Below are 15,340 nucleotides of genomic sequence, written 5' to 3'. Positions count from 1 at the left end.
GCCGCAGTCACGCCGGAGGCCAGCCACTGGCAACCGCACCCCGACCGGCACCGCATCGAGAGGGTGACACCGTGATCCCTCCTCGCGAGTGCTGTCGTGAGCCGTGGTTTCGTGGGGTGGCCGGAGTCGGCGGTCGACGGACGCCGGCAGGCAGAGCGAGCCCATCGGCTTGCTGTCCCGCCTGAGGGGTGCGTTCTTCAGTAGGCGGGGAATGCCCAGCCGCCGGGGTAGAAGGGTTCGCGGTCGGCGCGGAAAGCGCGTGTGGTGCGGGCCAGCGCGCCGGATCGCAGTTCCCGGACCAGGCCCGCTGCTGCGAGGGAGGCGAGCGTTGTGCCGCCGAGAAAGGCCGCCCCGAGCTCCGCTGCGGTGAGCTGGAGGTCGGCGGGGGCCTTCGTGCGCTCGCAGATGACGGCATCGCCCTCAGCCTGCAACCGGTAGCGTCCGGTGTTCCAGGGGCAGAAGTCGTCCTCGACGTTCAGGACCACATCCAGCGGGGTGGAGTAGCGGCGCCCGGCCAGGGCCCGGTCGACGTCGACCAGTCGCACCCACAGCCGGTCGACCACGGTCGAGCGGACGGCCCGGGGTTCGGTCAGCAGGTGTGGCAGCGGCTCGTCCACGGCGGCCTCGTACTCGATCCACGGCACCAGGTCGATCCCGGCAAGGAAACGCCACAGAGCGGCGTATGTCTGCTGGGTGGCCGCTGCCAGCTCGACGACCTGCACCGCACTCATGTCGTTGCCCAGGACGTCCCGCGCGTCGTTGATCCGGTAGAGGGCATACCCGGTGGTGTCGCCGCCTGGGGCATGGTGCACGGCGTATCGCAGCGATGTCGCGCCGCCGCGCGAGTGCGGGGCATCGTCCAGCCGACTGTCCCAGAACCGCTGGGCCCGGTCGGGCCAGGCGATGGAGTCGTTGCGGACCTGGTCGTAGACCTTCTCGATCAAGGGGCGGGCTGCGTCGCGGTCCAGGAGCTGGATGCTTCCGCCGCCGAAATCGGTTCCGGGGCGGAAGCGCATGGACCGCTTGTCGCAGCGGATCCGGTTGCCGCGGGTGGCGGGGCCGTAGCCGAAGCGGCCGTAGATCGCGGCTTCGGAGGGGCGGAGAGCGGCGATCGGCTCGCCGCCGGACTCGTGCAGGCCGGTCAGCTGCTTGCGCGTCAGCGAGGTGAGGATGCCGCGACGCCGGTGGGTGGGGGCCACGCCGACCCAGGTGACCCCCGCGACCGGGAGATCGGCGCCGGGGACGGTGAGGGACCGGGTGTAGATCGCGGTGCCTCCCACGGGCGTGTCCCCGTCGAACGCGGCGATCGTGCGGTCCAGCTCGATGACGGCGCGTTCCGCGGCGAGATCCTCATCGGACCGGTCGCTGCCGTAGGTGCCGGCGATCATCCGGGCCCATACGGCGAACTCGCTGTCGGTGACGGGACGGAGGAGATAGGGATCAGTCACCGCGCCTGTGTAGCGGACACCGAGCCCAGATGCGACCGAATTACGCGGCAGGACGCCGATCCTTGCGCAGATGAGTCCGCGCTCCTGCCACGTCGGTGCAGGCGCCATGCCTCCGACCGTGTGACTGCTCGTGATGGTGACGGGCGGAGTCGGCCGCTCCAGGTCGGCGAACTCCTCGCGCAGCAGGCAGGTCAGGGTTGTCGGTGCGTTGAAGCTCTCCGCCGAGATGGCAGGGAGACCAGCGCAGCCGGTCCCCCGACCGGTGGCTATCTGTGACGACATGGCGGTCACGCGGTCACGACCGAGAACACCGCGGAGGAGCTCGCGACGGCGATGCCGGCGAGAGCGAGCCTCCGTGGACATCGATCTGTACGGCGCGCATGACGGGAGAACCCCTCCGGATCGAGACCACTCAAGCTGTGGTGGACGTAGGGGTGTCAGTCGTGACCATCGTGGTGGTCCCGCGCTGCCGGGGCAGCGCGTAGCAGGAGATGATGAGGCCCAGTGCGCTCAGTACCGCACCCGCGAGGCCGGTCCAGCGCAGCACGCCGGCCTCGACGATGATCCCGCCGATCGCTGACCCCATGGCGGTGGCCAGTTGGAAAGCGCCGACGTTGACGGAGACCGCAAGTGTGGGCGCTTCCTGGGCGTGCCGCAGGATCAGGCCCTGGAGCGGGGCGATGGTAGCGGTGGCGAGCAGCCCTAGGAGCAGCACGGCCAGGACTGCGGTCGGCTTCCACGTCACCGCGAACGGAATGCAGGCGAGCAGCAGCGCCAGGGCCGCGAAGACACCGCGCAGGGTGGCCGCCGGTGCCCGGTCGGTCAGGCGCCCCGCGATGATGTTGCCAAGGAAGCTGCCGGCCCCGTAGGCGAGGAGCAGGACCGAGACCACGAACGCGGCGAATCCCGTGACGTCCGTGAGCAGCGGCGCGATGTAGGTGAAGACCGTTGCCACGCCCGCGAATCCGACGGCGGTGGTCGCGATGGCGAGCAGCACTGGGCGCTGCGACATGACACGGACCTCGGCGCGGGCGCCTGCCGATACGGCGGCCTGGCGCGGCAGGACGGCGGCGAGCAGCGCGGTGCCGAGCAGGGCCAGCGCCGTGAGGACGAAGAATGGCGTCCGCCAGGTGGTCCGCTCGCCCAGCAGAGCTCCCAGCGGCACGCCGAGGAGGGTCGCCACGGTAAGGCCGGAGACGACGGCCGCCGTCGCCCGTCCCACCTTCTCCTCGGGGACGATCCGGCTGGCGACCACCAGAGAGAGCGCGAAGAACGCCGCGTGGCTGAGCGAGGACAGGACGCGGCCGACGAGGAGAACCCCGTACGAACCCGCGAACGCGCTGACGGCGCTGCCGGCCGCGAACAGCAGCATCAGCGACAGGGCCAGGCCTTTGCGTGGCATGCGGGCGGTGAGCAGGGTCACCACCGGACCGCCGATGACCACGCCGAGACCGTAGGCGGTGACGGTCTGCCCGGCTGCCCCCACCGACACTCCCAGGTCGTCGGCGACTTGGGGCAGGAGCCCCGCGACGAGGTATTCGGAGGTCCCCACTACGAACACGGACACGCACAGGGCCGTGAGAATCACAGAGCTCTTCTTCATGGGGTGACGCTAAAGTCTGACACCGGTGTGAGAGTCAAGTCGAGGAGAGGAGGCGGCCATGCGGATCGGCGAGATGGTGCGGCGAGCCGGGGTCAGTGAGCGGCAGCTGCGCTACTACGAGGAGCAGGGCCTGCTGGAACCGGCCCGCCTGCCCAGCGGCTACCGCGTCTACTGCACGAAGGACATCGACACGGTGCGCCGCATCCGGACGCTGCTCACCGCGGGGCTGACCACGGACACCATCGCGAAAGTGCTGCCCTGCGTCCGTGAGGAGGGCGAGCGGCTGGTGCCGGTCTGCTCGGACCTGGTCGCCGAGCTGCGCCGTGAGCGCGAGCGGATCACCCGCGCCATCGACGACCTCCAGGCGTCGCGCAGCTTGCTGGACACCGTCATCGAGGCCGGCACGGAACCAGCGGCAACCGGGCTCCGGCCGGCTTGAACGCGAGCCGCCCGCAAAGACATGACCGGCCGGATCCGATTCCGCGGTACGGGCGGCTGAGACAGTGTTGGGGGCTCTGGAGAGCGTGGAGGGTAGAGGTTCCTCTTGAGCGCGGGTCTGGTCTCGGATCGGCTGGAAGCGGGCGGAGGGTGGGACGGGCGGTGGACCGCGACGTGGAAGACAGCCCGGCCGGTGTGGCGTCTGCCCGGTCCGCGCCGTGGGCGTCTCGAAGTCACGCCCCACGTAACCTCTTCCTGTGCCAGCCTCCCCCCTGCATCGCGTCGCCGTCCTTGTGCTCGAGGGTGCGAAGCCGCTCGATGTCGGCATTCCCGCGCAGGTTTTCACGACCCGCGCGAGCATGCCGTACGAGGTGCGGGTGTGCGGGGCGACACCCGGTCTCGTGACCGGCGGCGACGGCCTCGCGTACTACGTCGCCCACGGCCTCGACGCGCTCGCGTGGGCCGACATCGTCTTCGTCCCCGGCTACCGGTTCCCGGACCGCGACGACCCTCCGCAGGCCGTCGTCGACGCACTGATCGCCGCGCACGACCGGGGCGCGCGGCTCGCCGCCATCTCGACGGGTGCCTTCGCGCTCGCCGCCACGGGCCTGCTCGACGGCAGGCGCGCCACGACGCACTGGCACTACACGCGGGCACTCATGGCCAGGCACCCGCTCGTCCAGGTCGACGAGAACGTGCTGTTCGTCGACGAGGGCAGCGTGCTCACCTCGGCCGGCGCCGCCTCCGGCATCGACCTGTGCCTGCACATCCTGCGCGGCGACCTCGGAGTGGCCGCGTCCAACCACGCGGCCCGGCGTCTGGTCGCCGCCCCCTACCGCAGCGGCGGCCAGGCCCAGTACGTGCCGCGCAGCGTCCCCGAGCCGCTCGGTGAGCGCTTCGCCGCCACCCGCGAGTGGGCGCTGCACCGGCTCGGCGAGCCCCTCACCCTCGACGTGCTGGCGCGTCAGGCCGGGGTCTCGCCGCGCACGTTCTCCCGGCGCTTCGTCGAGGAGACCGGCTACACGCCGATGCAGTGGGTGATGCGCGCCCGCATCGACCTGGCCCGCGAACTGCTCGAACGCTCGCAGCGCAGCGTCGAGCAGATCGCCGCCGACGTCGGGCTCGGCACCGGTGCCAACCTGCGCCTGCACTTCCAGCGCATCCTCGGCACCACACCGAGCGAGTACCGGCGCACCTTCACCCGGGGCGAGTGACCCGCCCGGCGCCGCGTGGCGGGATCCTTTTGAACCGTGGCCATCCCGCCACTGTCAGCGGCGCGAGCCGCGGGCGACCCTGGTGGCGAAGGGAAGGGACATCACTCATGACTCGCATCGCCATCAACGGATTCGGCCGCATCGGACGCAATGTGCTGCGCGCACTGCTGGAACGCGACAGCGCCCTCGAGATCGTCGCCGTCAACGACCTGACGGAGCCCGCCACTCTCGCCCGGCTGCTCGCCTACGACAGCACGGCCGGTCGGCTCGGGCGCCCGGTGACCGTCGACGGGGACACCCTCGTCGTCGACGGCCGCCGGATCACGGTGCTGGCCGAGCGCGAACCGGCGCAGCTGCCGTGGGCCGAACTCGGCGTCGACATCGTCCTGGAAGCCACCGGCCGCTTCACCTCGGCCAAGGCCGCCCGCGCCCACCTCGACGCGGGTGCGAGGAAGGTACTCGTCAGCGCGCCGTCGGACGGCGCCGACGTCACGCTCGCGTTCGGCGTCAACACCGATGCCTACGACCCGGCCGTGCACACGATCGTCTCGAACGCCTCCTGCACCACCAACGCGCTCGCGCCGCTGGCCGCGGTCCTCGACGAACTCGCCGGTATCGAGCACGGGTTCATGACGACGGTGCACGCCTACACGCAGGAGCAGAACCTGCAGGACGGTCCGCACCGCGACGCCCGTCGCGCCCGGGCCGCCGGCGTCAACATCGTGCCGACCACGACCGGCGCCGCCAAGGCGATCGGCCTGGTGCTGCCGAACCTCGACGGCAAGCTGTCGGGCGACTCGATCCGCGTACCGGTGCCGGTGGGCTCGATCGTCGAACTCAACACGACCGTCGCGCGCGATGTGACACGCGACGACGTGCTGGGGGCGTACCGCGCCGCAGCGGAGGGGCCGCTCGCCGGCATCCTCGAGTACTCGGAAGACCCGCTCGTGTCGTCCGACATCACGGGCAATCCCGCTTCGTCGATCTTCGACTCGGCCCTCACCCGCGTCGAAGGCCGGCACGTCAAGGTGGTCGCGTGGTACGACAACGAGTGGGGCTTCTCGAACCGCGTGATCGACACGCTCGAGTTCCTCGCCACCCGCTGACCGGACGCCGGGGTGGTACCCCGCCTCCGGTGACCGCGCCGGCCGGCGCTTCCCCTGGGCGGGGAGGGTTTACAAGGGGGGCGGCGCGTGGACCACCCCCGCCCGGAACACAAAGACGGGTAGCCCGGCCGGCGGGGGGGGCGGGGTGGGCCCGGGGGGCCCGCGGGGAAACCCCGCGCGCCCGGTCACAGAAGCGGGTCTGCCCGGCCTTCGGAGGGTGCGGGAGCGCCCTCGAAGCCCAGGTTGCCGATGCTCAGGGACATGTCCACACCCTCTGAGTGGCAGGGTGTCGGTGGCGGCTGACAGGATGCCTGGATGGGGATCAACGACGTGACGCGCCATCCGGTGAACCAGCAGCGCCTGGAGCAGGCGCTCGGTGACATGGCGGGCCGTGTCCAGCGCCGTTTCGAGGACGTCTACCAGCGCGGGTATCCGATGCGCGAGATGCTGTCGGAGCTTGGCCACGAGTTGCTCGACCATGTCGCCGCACGCAGCACGCAGGACCCGCACCTGGAGGACGAGCGCACCCGGCTTGCGCTGACCACGGCGGCCGAATGCCTCTTCGGCGTACTGGAGATGGGCTGCTGCCCGCAAGGCGACTGGGAAATCCCCTTCCCGCTGACCCGGACGCGCTTCACCAGCGGGGAGATGGACTACGACGAGATGCGGGACGCGACCGACACGGTCACCGCCCGCACGTGGGTCGAAGCCTTCGACATCTGCGTGGCCAGCGGCCTGGTGGGGAACTGGGAGCGGGCGTTCGGGCTGCTGCTCCGGGGCGACTACGCACCCATGCTGCACACGAACCTGCCCCACGCGAAGAGGGACTCCGTCTCCGATCCGGCCGACCTGGCGCACATGGACGCCCTGTGCGGCTACCTGGCCCCGGCCCGCGGACATCTCCCCCGTGACTGGCCGCAGGTGACACTGTGCATGCCGTCCGTCGACGAACGCCTCGACGCGGCCCTCGCCCTCGATGCCGCCGGCGCGAGGAGCCCCGACCAGCGCCTGCTGCGCATCCTGCTCCGGGATGACCAGAGCGCCTTCGAGGATGCGCTGCATGACCGGCTCGTGGAGCACCGCGCGGGCGTCGGTGAGAACCCCGCGCCCAGGAGCTTGCTGCCCCTGGGCGCGATCGCCCTGGCCGCGCTCGCTGTGCAGGTGCACGGCTGGGACCTGCGGATCGGGTCCGCCTACCTCCCCGGTTCGCTGCTGCACGCCTCCGTCCCCGCCGCCTCCTGATCACTTCTCCCTCCCCCCTTCGACGGCGGACGGCGGGCGCCGGCCGGCTGGAGCCGTCGATGACGAACGCCACCATGAAGAGGACCAGGAGGTCGGCGACCTCCAGAAGACACGAGACGACGGGCCCCGCCCCCGGAAAACGAAAGGGCCGCCGCCCCGGACATCAAACCTGGAAAGGGCCCGCCGATTCCGTCGACGGGCCCTGTCGAAAGGTCGAGGCTAGCAGGTCGGAGAGTCCATGATCCGGATCTTGTTGACCACCCAGTCGTTGTTGTCGACCCAGTTGTTCGGGCGCAGACAGAGCGTCGAGCCGTTGGTGTAGTACAACAACGCCCCGTCGTCATTGCGGGAGTTGAAGGCCCACTCGGAGTTGTAGCTGCGGGACCCGAGATTCTGCGGGCTGCTGGTGATGTCCTGGTAGGCCGCGGTCGGCACCCGCGCGTTCCAGTCGGCGTCGGTGAGGTAGAAGCAGACCCGCGGCCAGTTGCACCCATAGGCCGTGTCGGCCGAGGCGCCGGGAGCCGTGGCCAGGCCGGCGGCGACGAGCGAGGCGGCTGCCACACCGATGACGGCGATTCGTTTGATCACACTCATGATCCTTCATTCCTCCTGGCAGGTAGGCAGGTGGTGGGCCCGTGCGCTCCAGGTGTAGCGGCTCGCGCATTGTTCGCGTTCGGTCACTGGCGCCGAACAAACAACTCCCGAAAAACGCGGAGAAGCAGTGCCGACCGCGACACGGAGGAACGGAGAGCCAAGGAGCCATCGGAAGGCCGGCTGTCGGTCGGCCTGAGCTGGGCGTTAGCCTCGGCGGATGATTCCTGCGGGGCCTTCGAAGGTCATCACGCGCCACCGCGACGGGTGGATCCATGCCTACGTGATGGACCCGGGCGCCTTCGGGACGCTGGAGCCTGCCGCGGTGTTCCAGCCACGGGCCGACGACGAGGTCGTGGCGTCGGCGGTCCGGCCCGATCTGAAGCGGGTCGTGTACACGACGCTGAACGGGGTCGTCTGCCTCACCCGCGCCGGTGACCTGGTGTGGGCGTCGGCCTTCGAGCCGCGCTCCGAGGTGCGCCATGGCCACCGGCCTGGCTGTGCCCTGTCCTTGGACGGCCGGACCGTGCGGGTCTACCGGCCGGACGCGACGGCGCGGCGCGGAGGCGGAGACCAATGGGTCGTGTACGACGCCGACAGCGGGGTGGTGCTCGCCCACCGGGAACTGGAGACGGTCGGGCACGGCGCCGGCCACCACGTGCACCCCAGGGACGGCAGCATCTACCTGGACATCGGTGAGGGCCAGGACGGCTCTGAGGCTCAACCTCGGGAGTGGACACCGGGCTTCATGCGACAAGTGACAGCGTATGTGACGAGATCAGTTGTCGTTCGAACTCGGCTGGTGTGAGGTAGCCGAGGGCGGAGTGGCGGCGGCGCCGGTTGTAGTAGGCGAGCCGGCGGAACAGCTCCAGGCGTGTCTGAGCCTTCGAGGTGAGGCGTCGCCCGTGGAGCAACTCGCGTTTCATGCTCTGGAAGAACGACTCGGCCAGGGCGTTGTCGTAGCTCGATCCGATACGTCCCGTGCTGTGGCGGATGCCGTGCCGGCGGCAGACCTCGGCGAAGGCCCGGCTGACGTACTGGGTGCCCCTGTCCGTGTGAAAGACGACTCCGTCGACCCGGCCGCCGCGGGCGGCGACTGCGGGCAGATCCGCTGCACGCCGAAGGCGGCGCGATGGTCGGAGATGAAGTCCCAGCGGTGGGGGCTGAGCTCACTTCACCTCCCGAGCGAAATAGGCGGCTGCACGGCGCAGGATCTCTCGTTCCGGTTGCCACTCTTTCTCCGCCTTCAGCAGCCGCTGGTTCTCAGTCCGCAGCCGGGCCAGCTCCTCGGCCGGGCTGAGCGCGGTGCCGCCCGGTGGCTCGGGCGCGGGCCGGCTGGTGTCCTTGCGGACCCACGTGCGGAGCGTCTCCCCGGTGATCCCGAGATCCGCGGCCACCGCCGCGTACGTCCGCTTACCGTCCGACGCGCGGTACAGCGCGACAGCGTCGTTCCGGAACTCCTCCGGATACGGAGACTTCCGTCCCACCTGGGCATCCCTCCCTGGACCATCAAGATCCATTGTCAGGGTGTCCACTTCAAAGGGGCAGCCTCAGGATTGTGATGCCCCTTCGCGGCGCACGCGAAGGGGCAAGCCTCCCCCTCCCGCCGCCCTGTGCCGCCGCTCGGGCATCATGTCGTTGCATGATCACCGTCCACCTGAAGTACGAGATCGATCCTGACCACATCGAGGACTTCGAGGAGTACGGCCGTCGGTGGGTCGCCCTCGTCAACCGGTTCGGGGGAACACACCACGGCTACTTCCTGCCCAGCGAGGGCGACAGCGACATCGCGTACGCTCTCTTCTCCTTCCCCAGCCTTGCGGAATACGAGCGCTACCGCGCCGACAGCGCGCGCGATCCGGAGTGTCAGGAGACGATCGAGCTGGCTCGGCGGACGGGGTGCATCCGCCGGTACGAACGTCGCTTCCTGAGACCGCTTGACTAGGTTCTGCGGCGACCGTGCTGGTCACAGCCATGCACCGATGGCCGCGACCAGCACGGTCGCCTCGTATCGGACCTCGGGCTTGTCGTATCGCTTGGCCACGGCGCGGTGCCTTTCGAGGCGGTTGCTGCCGCCGCCCTCGACGGCGTGCCGCTCGCGGTAGTCGGTCGTGTCGAACGTCGGCGGCCGGCCGCCACGAGAGCCGTGTTTCCTGCGGTTGCGGGCCTGGTCGGCTTCGTCGCCGATCGTGCAGCGGATGCCACGCCGCCGCAGGTGGGCGCGGTTCTTGCGGGAAACGTACGCCTTGCCGGCGCGGCCCCGCCCCGGTCGGGTGCGTGGCTGGCCGTCCCGTCCCGGGCCGCGGCACCCGGACGCGGCCTGGGACGGGACGGCTTCGAACTGCGGAGAGTCGCCCGCTGCCCGGCCGTGATCACGATCGACATGATGGGCTTCTGCCGCTGTTCGACGGCCGGACGCGGTTGGGTGGTCGGGCCGCCGCGCGAGCGCCCCAGCCCGTGGAGGCGGGGCTTGTCGTCAGCGGGCATCCAAGGCCGGGGAGATCAGGGCGAAAGCCCGGTCGATCAGTTCGGTGGGGTCCTCGGCACCGTTGCTGTCACTCCACCGTTGCAGCACGGTGTTGAAGGCGGTCAGCGCCATTCCGGCGGCCATCTGCGGGTACAGATCGGTGTCGGGGGCGAGCCCCGGGCGGTGTGCCAGTTCCGCCGTCAGGTCGCCGTGCCACCGCGCCTGGCGCTCCAGGAAACGCGCGTGAAGTGCGGGAGTACGCAGAATCAGCTGAACAACGCGCAGTGCTCTGTCTGAGTGGTCGGCGCAGGCGGCGATGGGGACTGAGACGGCGGTTTTCAGCGCCACGGAAGGCCGCTCCTCGCCGGGGCGCGCCGCCAGCTCTGCGCGGATGCCGGTGCCCATCTCGGTCAGAAACTGGACGACCACGTCCTCCTTGGACGCGAAGTACCGGAAGAAGGTCCGCTTGGATACGCCGGCGGTGCTCACGATCTCGTCGACGGTCACCGCGTCGAACCCCTTCAGGGCCAGCAACTGCAAGGCCGCTTCGGTCAGTTCGTCGGAGACGAGCTGACGTTTGCGCTGGGCCAGGCTGACTTCAGGACGGCTGCTCACCGAGTCATGGTAACTCAATGTCGCACATGGCACTCAGTAGCGCCTTGACACTTGATGCCATCAGGGGCAGCGTGTGCCACATGACACAGCATCAGCGCTGGACCGCCGCGCGGATCCCGGAGCAGACCAAGCGGGTGTTCGTCGTCACCGGAGCCAACAGCGGCCTCGGACTGGCGACCACCAGGGCGCTCGCTTTCCGGGGCGGGCACGTCATCCTCGCGGTACGCGACGTGGAAAAGGGCCACCGGGCGGTCGCAGAGATCACCGCCGAGCAGCCAAGTGCCCGCCTTGAGGTGCGACGACTCGACCTGGCCGATCTCAACTCGGTCCGAGCCTTCGCGCGTCAGATGCACACCGACCATCCCCGGCTGGACGTGCTCGTCAACAACGCCGGCGTGATGGCGCCGCCCCGAACGCTGAGCGCGCAGGGCCACGAGTTGCAGTTCGCCTGCAACCACCTCGGCCATTTCGCGCTCACCGGGTTGCTGCTCGACCTGCTGGAGGACGGAGACGCCCCCCGTGTGGTCACGGTGAGTTCGGCCAACCACCGGCAGGGACGCCTCTTCTTCGACGACCTCACCGGCGAACGCTCGTACTCGCCCATGGCCTTCTACAACCAGTCGAAGTTCGCCAACGCCGTCTTCGGACGGGAACTGCACCGGCGGCTGGCCCAGGCCGGCAGCCCGGTGCGCAGCGTGCTCGCCCATCCCGGCTATACCGCCACCAACCTGCAGACGAGCGCGCCGGTCGGCATGGTGAGGCTGCTGTACGGCCGCATCCTCACCCCGCTCGCCCAGTCCCCGGACCAGGGCGCGCTGCCACAGCTGTACGCCGCCACCGACCCGCGTGTCGAGAGCGGTCAGTTCATCGGGCCGGACGGTGTGGCCGAACTGCGCGGCGGACCGGCACTGGTACAGCTGTCCCGCGCGGCAGCCGACGCCGAGACCGGCCGCCGCCTGTGGGAGTTGTCGGAACAACTGACCGATGTGCGTTTCACGTTCCGAACCGGAACACCCCGGCGGATCAGGCCGCCTTCGACGCCAGGCACTACGGGCTGACGTCGCGCCGAGTGGCGCAGCGGTCTTCGCGGCGGGCGAACCGTGGTGCAGGTCCGGCACTCACCCTCCCTCCTGGAACTGCTGCAGTCGACGGCACCCCGACGTGGTCCGCCGTGTCGGCCGTCCTGGCGACCTGGGCTGGGTGGTGATGGCTCACGGCGAGCTGTACGACCGGCAGTTCGGGTGGAACACGGACGTCGAGGCCCTGGTGGCCGAGATCGTCGCCGACTACGCGACACGGCACTCCCCGGCCACCGAGGTCGCCTGGATCGCCGAGGTCGACGGCGAACGCGCGGGCTGCGTTTTCCTGGTCGCCGACGACCGCCCCGGGGTGGCCAAGCTGCGAGTCCTGCTCGTCACCCCGGCCGCCCGGGGTCTCGGCCTCGGCACCCGCCTCGTCGAGGAGTCCCTGACCTTCGCCCGCGAGGCCGGCTACCGGCGCGTGACGCTGTGGACCAACGACAACCTGGTGTCCACGCGCAGGATCTACGAGCGCTTCGGCTTCGTCCTCGCCGACGAGGAGCCCCACCACAGTTTCGGCCACGATCTCGTCGGCCAGAACTGGACCCTCGACCTCCACGACCGCCCTGCGGAGGGATGAACCCGGCCGCGCCTCCGGCCCGGGCCGACCGACCCGAGGGGCATCGGGCACCGCCCGCGCCACCCGCAGCGGCGAAAGCGGCACCCGTTTCGCGGCGGCCTCGCTCATGACCTGCGGTTGCCAGTGGGACCGACGCTGGAAGAGATGCGGGAGCCGAGGGCCGATGACGCGCTCGTGGAAGTCGGAGCGGGCCGGGGAGGGCAGCCCGGATGGGTGCTGTGTGTCGTGGAGGGCCGGGCAGCGGTCGCGGTGGCCGCGCCGGCGTGGCACGCGACCCTGGCCGCGGGCCGGGCGGGCCGGATGCGGGCGGCGATCCCCCGGCTGCCGTCGGCGACGCCGCCCCCGGCAGTGACCGGGCCGACGCCTGCGACCCCTGGACGGTGGTGCCGGACGCGCGCGGTGTGTGGAAAACGACGGCGGCAGCTGCGAAGCGACACGGCGCGTCCGCTCCGGGCGGGGTACGTGGCGGTGGGAGTCCGCCGAGCGGTTCGACTTCGCCCCTCTCCCGTTTCGCCCGGAACGGCCGACGACCGCGACCGCGACCGCGACCGCGACCGCGCCACCCTGTTACATGATCTTATGAATTCCCGTCCGGTCCCTCGATCCCTCGGGCGACCTGCGTAAACCTTCGACACCCACACCCGTCCGCATACCGGACGCTTCGGATTAATTATCCGGAGTGTTGACGAAAATCAGCAAGCGTTCACATGCTGACAGCATGTCACCCCAGGACAGCCCGTCGGCCCGCGTCGGACGCGGAACGAAAGGCTCTTGCGACAACGGCCACACGAGCCAGGCTCCCTCGACCGATGCGGACTTCATGGCCTCGCTGACGGGCTGTACGGGACGTCCGTATCCGGCGGCGACGTCTCCGCACCACTCATAGCCGTCGCGCTGTCGCGGCTTTCGAAGCCGGCCGGCTCCCCGGCCACATGCACCGCTCTCCGGCGGGGCGGAACCGTGCTGCAGGTCCGGGCCGGGCCCGGCCATCGGCTCCGCCCGCCGTCCCGTTCAGATGACCCCCGCGTCGCCGCACATGACGTCCTCGGCACGGCGCGCGCGGGAGACGGAAGACACACACCCGACTCCCGGCCCACCCCCGTTGCACCCCGCCCGCGATCCCCCTCACGGCCGCGGGCAGGGCACCAGCACCCTGACGACGAAGGAGAAGTGACTGATGACCAGTGCCGAGAAGAGGTCGCACGTCGGCCGGCGGTCCCTGCTGGCAGCAGGCGCCGGCATAGGCGTGACAACCGCGCTGCCCGCTGCCTCGGCGCAAGCCGCACCGGCGAAGGCGCAGCCCGCGAAGACGGCGTCGGCGTCGGCGTCGGCGTCGGCGTCGGCGTCGGCGCAGCGGTACCCGTCGAACTGGCCCGACCCCGGCTCCTACGGCGTGGCGGACACCCGGCTGGACCTGTGGCCGCGCGACGACAACTCCTTCGTCCTTCCGCTCGAACTGCGCCCCCGTGACGAGGAGCGGGGCGTGGTCTGGATACGGGACACGTATGTCAACTGCTTCGTCGTCGACGGCCGTCCGCTGTATGTCGCCACCGGCACCACGCGCGTACCCGGCCTCGACGTGGCCGCCCCGTGGAACGACGGCATCTTCGTGTGGACCGCCCCCTCGCTCCAGGGCCCGTGGAGACTGGCGGACACGACCGGCATCCGGCCCGACGCGGAGAAGGGCAAGGTGTGGTCGCCCGAGTTCGTCGACGAGAACCGGTCCGGGCGCACCGTCGTCGCTCCGTGGCAGGAGTACTGGTACGACACCAAGTACGGCAAGCGCGGCCATGCCTGGGCGCCGGAAGTGCACTATTTCCGCGGCAAGTGGTACATCGTCGCGTGCACGGGCGACTACGCCAAGAAGGTCGGCTCCTTCCTGCTGGTGAGCGAGGGCGGGGTCGAGGGCCCGTACCGGCTTGCCGAGGGCAACCTCGAGAAGCCCTTCGGCGAGTCGTTCATCGGGGGGCCGAGCTTCATCGAGCCCGGCGCGTACCACCACATCGACGGCGGGCTCTTCTCCGAGGGCGACGACGCGTGGCTGGTCCTGCACAACAACCTGTACGCGAAGTTCACGGACGACATGGAGGACATCGTCACGCCGACAGGCCTTCCGACGTTCCAGCAGCAGCCCTACTCCCCCGAGCCTTATCTCGAAGGCGCGTACGTGTTCAAGTACGGCGGCAAGTACTACCTCGTCCACGCCGCATGGGACCGGACCTCGCTCAACGGCGACGGCACGACGCGGCAGGCGTACGACACGGCCGCCACCGGCCGCGTGCAGTACCAGTACGACGCGGTCGTCGCCGTGTCGGACACGTTCGAGGGTCCGTACTCTCAGCGATGGACCGCCGGTGTCGGCGCCGGCCACAACAACTTCTTCGTGGATCACAGCGGCGGCCTGTGGGCGACGTTCTTCCTCAACCCGGCCGCCGGCTACTACTCCAACTCCGCGCGCGTCGAGGGCGCCGCCGTACCCGGCGTCGTACGGCTGGAGTGGACCGGCCCCAAGGGAAAGCGCCTTTACGTCAAGCGCCGCGACAGCGCCTGACCACACGTGGAGCGCGGTCGGCCGCAGGCCCGCCCCCTCTTCCGGCGGCCGACCGCACCGCCCCAGCGCTCGTCACCGCAGGCCGCGTCGCACGGGCCCTCCGGACGCATCCGTGAGCCATGGCGCCAGGTCGACGGCGTGACGGTGTGACGGTGTGACGGCGCACGGTTTCCGCAGAGCGCCGCCGAGACGACGGCCGAGACGAGGGGCGCGGCAGCGCAGGGACGTCTGCCGCGTGTGCGCGTCGATCCGCTCGATCCAGGCGTCTTGATCCACCCGTGATCCGCATGCTCTGACGGGCCGGCCGAACGACCCCCGCTCGGCGATGCCATCGCCCGCTACGGCCGGATCGCCAGGACCCTGTACATCCTGCGCCCGGCCGACGAGCCCGCCTACCGGCGGCAGA

At 70.4% G+C, this 15,340-nt stretch carries 12 protein-coding genes and 2 pseudogenes; 9 read left to right on the top strand and 5 right to left on the bottom strand.

The window, feature by feature from the left end; genetic code table 11:
* Positions 1-197 precede the first annotated feature (197 nt).
* Together ACFV9M_RS34440 and ACFV9M_RS34435 are read right to left on the bottom strand one after the other, a co-directional pair.
* A complete protein-coding gene (locus ACFV9M_RS34440) occupies positions 198-1,448 on the bottom strand; it encodes a GNAT family N-acetyltransferase (RefSeq protein WP_385076332.1) in 1,251 nt (416 codons plus the stop codon).
* A 412-nt stretch (positions 1,449-1,860) separates the two neighbouring features.
* Entirely contained in the window at positions 1,861-3,051 is a 1,191-nt protein-coding gene (locus ACFV9M_RS34435; protein ID WP_385076334.1) for an MFS transporter, read from the bottom strand.
* Positions 3,052-3,109: 58 nt separating this feature from the next.
* Between ACFV9M_RS34435 and ACFV9M_RS34430 the strand changes: the two genes are divergently transcribed.
* The 4 genes from ACFV9M_RS34430 (at position 3,110) to ACFV9M_RS34415 (ending at position 7,051) form a co-directional block, all read left to right on the top strand.
* The gene (locus tag ACFV9M_RS34430) at positions 3,110-3,490 is read left to right on the top strand and encodes a MerR family transcriptional regulator (protein WP_385076336.1); all 381 of its coding nucleotides are present in this window, start codon (positions 3,110-3,112) and stop codon (positions 3,488-3,490) included.
* 256 nt (positions 3,491-3,746) lie between these two features.
* Complete coding sequence (locus ACFV9M_RS34425) at positions 3,747-4,703, top strand: GlxA family transcriptional regulator (protein ID WP_385076338.1); 957 nt, start codon at positions 3,747-3,749, stop codon at positions 4,701-4,703.
* 107 nt (positions 4,704-4,810) lie between these two features.
* Positions 4,811-5,809, top strand: coding sequence for a type I glyceraldehyde-3-phosphate dehydrogenase (gene gap / locus ACFV9M_RS34420; protein WP_385076341.1), 999 nt, complete (start codon positions 4,811-4,813; stop codon positions 5,807-5,809).
* A gap of 315 nt (positions 5,810-6,124) precedes the next feature.
* Positions 6,125-7,051, top strand: coding sequence for an Imm49 family immunity protein (locus tag ACFV9M_RS34415; RefSeq protein WP_385077021.1), 927 nt, complete (start codon positions 6,125-6,127; stop codon positions 7,049-7,051).
* A gap of 219 nt (positions 7,052-7,270) precedes the next feature.
* Here the strand turns inward: ACFV9M_RS34415 and ACFV9M_RS34410 are convergent, their stop codons facing one another.
* Entirely contained in the window at positions 7,271-7,645 is a 375-nt protein-coding gene (locus ACFV9M_RS34410; protein WP_385077024.1) for a hypothetical protein, read from the bottom strand.
* 217 nt (positions 7,646-7,862) lie between these two features.
* Between ACFV9M_RS34410 and ACFV9M_RS34405 the strand changes: the two are divergent.
* Positions 7,863-8,357: pseudogene (locus tag ACFV9M_RS34405) on the top strand (hypothetical protein); the annotation flags it as partial.
* 31 nt (positions 8,358-8,388) lie between these two features.
* Here the strand turns inward: ACFV9M_RS34405 and ACFV9M_RS34400 are convergent.
* A pseudogene (locus tag ACFV9M_RS34400) lies at positions 8,389-9,129 on the bottom strand (integrase core domain-containing protein).
* Between the two features lie 155 nt (positions 9,130-9,284).
* Between ACFV9M_RS34400 and ACFV9M_RS34395 the strand changes: the two are divergent.
* Positions 9,285-9,587 (top strand): NIPSNAP family protein, encoded by a 303-nt coding sequence (locus ACFV9M_RS34395; protein ID WP_385077027.1) that lies wholly within the window; start codon positions 9,285-9,287, stop codon positions 9,585-9,587.
* 531 nt (positions 9,588-10,118) lie between these two features.
* Here ACFV9M_RS34395 and ACFV9M_RS34390 read toward each other — a convergent pair.
* A complete protein-coding gene (locus ACFV9M_RS34390; RefSeq protein ID WP_385077029.1) occupies positions 10,119-10,724 on the bottom strand; it encodes a TetR family transcriptional regulator in 606 nt (201 codons plus the stop codon).
* An 80-nt stretch (positions 10,725-10,804) separates the two neighbouring features.
* Here ACFV9M_RS34390 and ACFV9M_RS34385 point away from each other — a divergent pair, with 80 nt between their 5' ends.
* The 3 genes from ACFV9M_RS34385 (at position 10,805) to ACFV9M_RS34375 (ending at position 14,934) form a co-directional block, all read left to right on the top strand.
* Positions 10,805-11,782 carry an oxidoreductase gene (locus ACFV9M_RS34385; protein WP_385077031.1) on the top strand — a complete coding sequence of 326 codons (978 nt, stop codon included), beginning with the start codon at positions 10,805-10,807 and terminating at the stop codon, positions 11,780-11,782.
* A 148-nt stretch (positions 11,783-11,930) separates the two neighbouring features.
* Positions 11,931-12,383: a GNAT family N-acetyltransferase gene (locus ACFV9M_RS34380; protein ID WP_385077073.1), complete on the top strand. Its 453-nt coding sequence runs from the start codon at positions 11,931-11,933 to the stop codon at positions 12,381-12,383.
* A gap of 1,177 nt (positions 12,384-13,560) precedes the next feature.
* Positions 13,561-14,934: a family 43 glycosylhydrolase gene (locus tag ACFV9M_RS34375; RefSeq protein ID WP_385077034.1), complete on the top strand. Its 1,374-nt coding sequence runs from the start codon at positions 13,561-13,563 to the stop codon at positions 14,932-14,934.
* The last annotated feature ends 406 nt before the right edge of the window (positions 14,935-15,340 follow it).

It is taken from the genome of Streptomyces sp. NPDC059895 (assembly GCF_042731035.1).
In the GTDB taxonomy this organism is placed as follows: domain Bacteria; phylum Actinomycetota; class Actinomycetes; order Streptomycetales; family Streptomycetaceae; genus Streptomyces.
The sequence above is the reverse complement of the archived record's forward strand: the minus strand, read 5'-3'. Positions and strand labels throughout refer to the sequence as shown.

What these genes read in the sequence shown, in the direction of transcription:
- ACFV9M_RS34435 (WP_385076334.1), bottom strand. Translation starts at nt 3,051, where the DNA reads ATGAAGAAGAGCTCTGTGATTCTCACGGCCCTGTGCGTGTCCGTGTTC.
- ACFV9M_RS34430 (WP_385076336.1), top strand. Translation starts at nt 3,110, where the DNA reads ATGCGGATCGGCGAGATGGTGCGGCGAGCCGGGGTCAGTGAGCGGCAG.
- gap (WP_385076341.1), top strand. Translation starts at nt 4,811, where the DNA reads ATGACTCGCATCGCCATCAACGGATTCGGCCGCATCGGACGCAATGTG.
- ACFV9M_RS34415 (WP_385077021.1), top strand. Translation starts at nt 6,125, where the DNA reads ATGGGGATCAACGACGTGACGCGCCATCCGGTGAACCAGCAGCGCCTG.
- ACFV9M_RS34410 (WP_385077024.1), bottom strand. Translation starts at nt 7,645, where the DNA reads ATGAGTGTGATCAAACGAATCGCCGTCATCGGTGTGGCAGCCGCCTCG.
- ACFV9M_RS34395 (WP_385077027.1), top strand. Translation starts at nt 9,285, where the DNA reads ATGATCACCGTCCACCTGAAGTACGAGATCGATCCTGACCACATCGAG.
- ACFV9M_RS34385 (WP_385077031.1), top strand. Translation starts at nt 10,805, where the DNA reads ATGACACAGCATCAGCGCTGGACCGCCGCGCGGATCCCGGAGCAGACC.
- ACFV9M_RS34380 (WP_385077073.1), top strand. Translation starts at nt 11,931, where the DNA reads ATGGCTCACGGCGAGCTGTACGACCGGCAGTTCGGGTGGAACACGGAC.
- ACFV9M_RS34375 (WP_385077034.1), top strand. Translation starts at nt 13,561, where the DNA reads ATGACCAGTGCCGAGAAGAGGTCGCACGTCGGCCGGCGGTCCCTGCTG.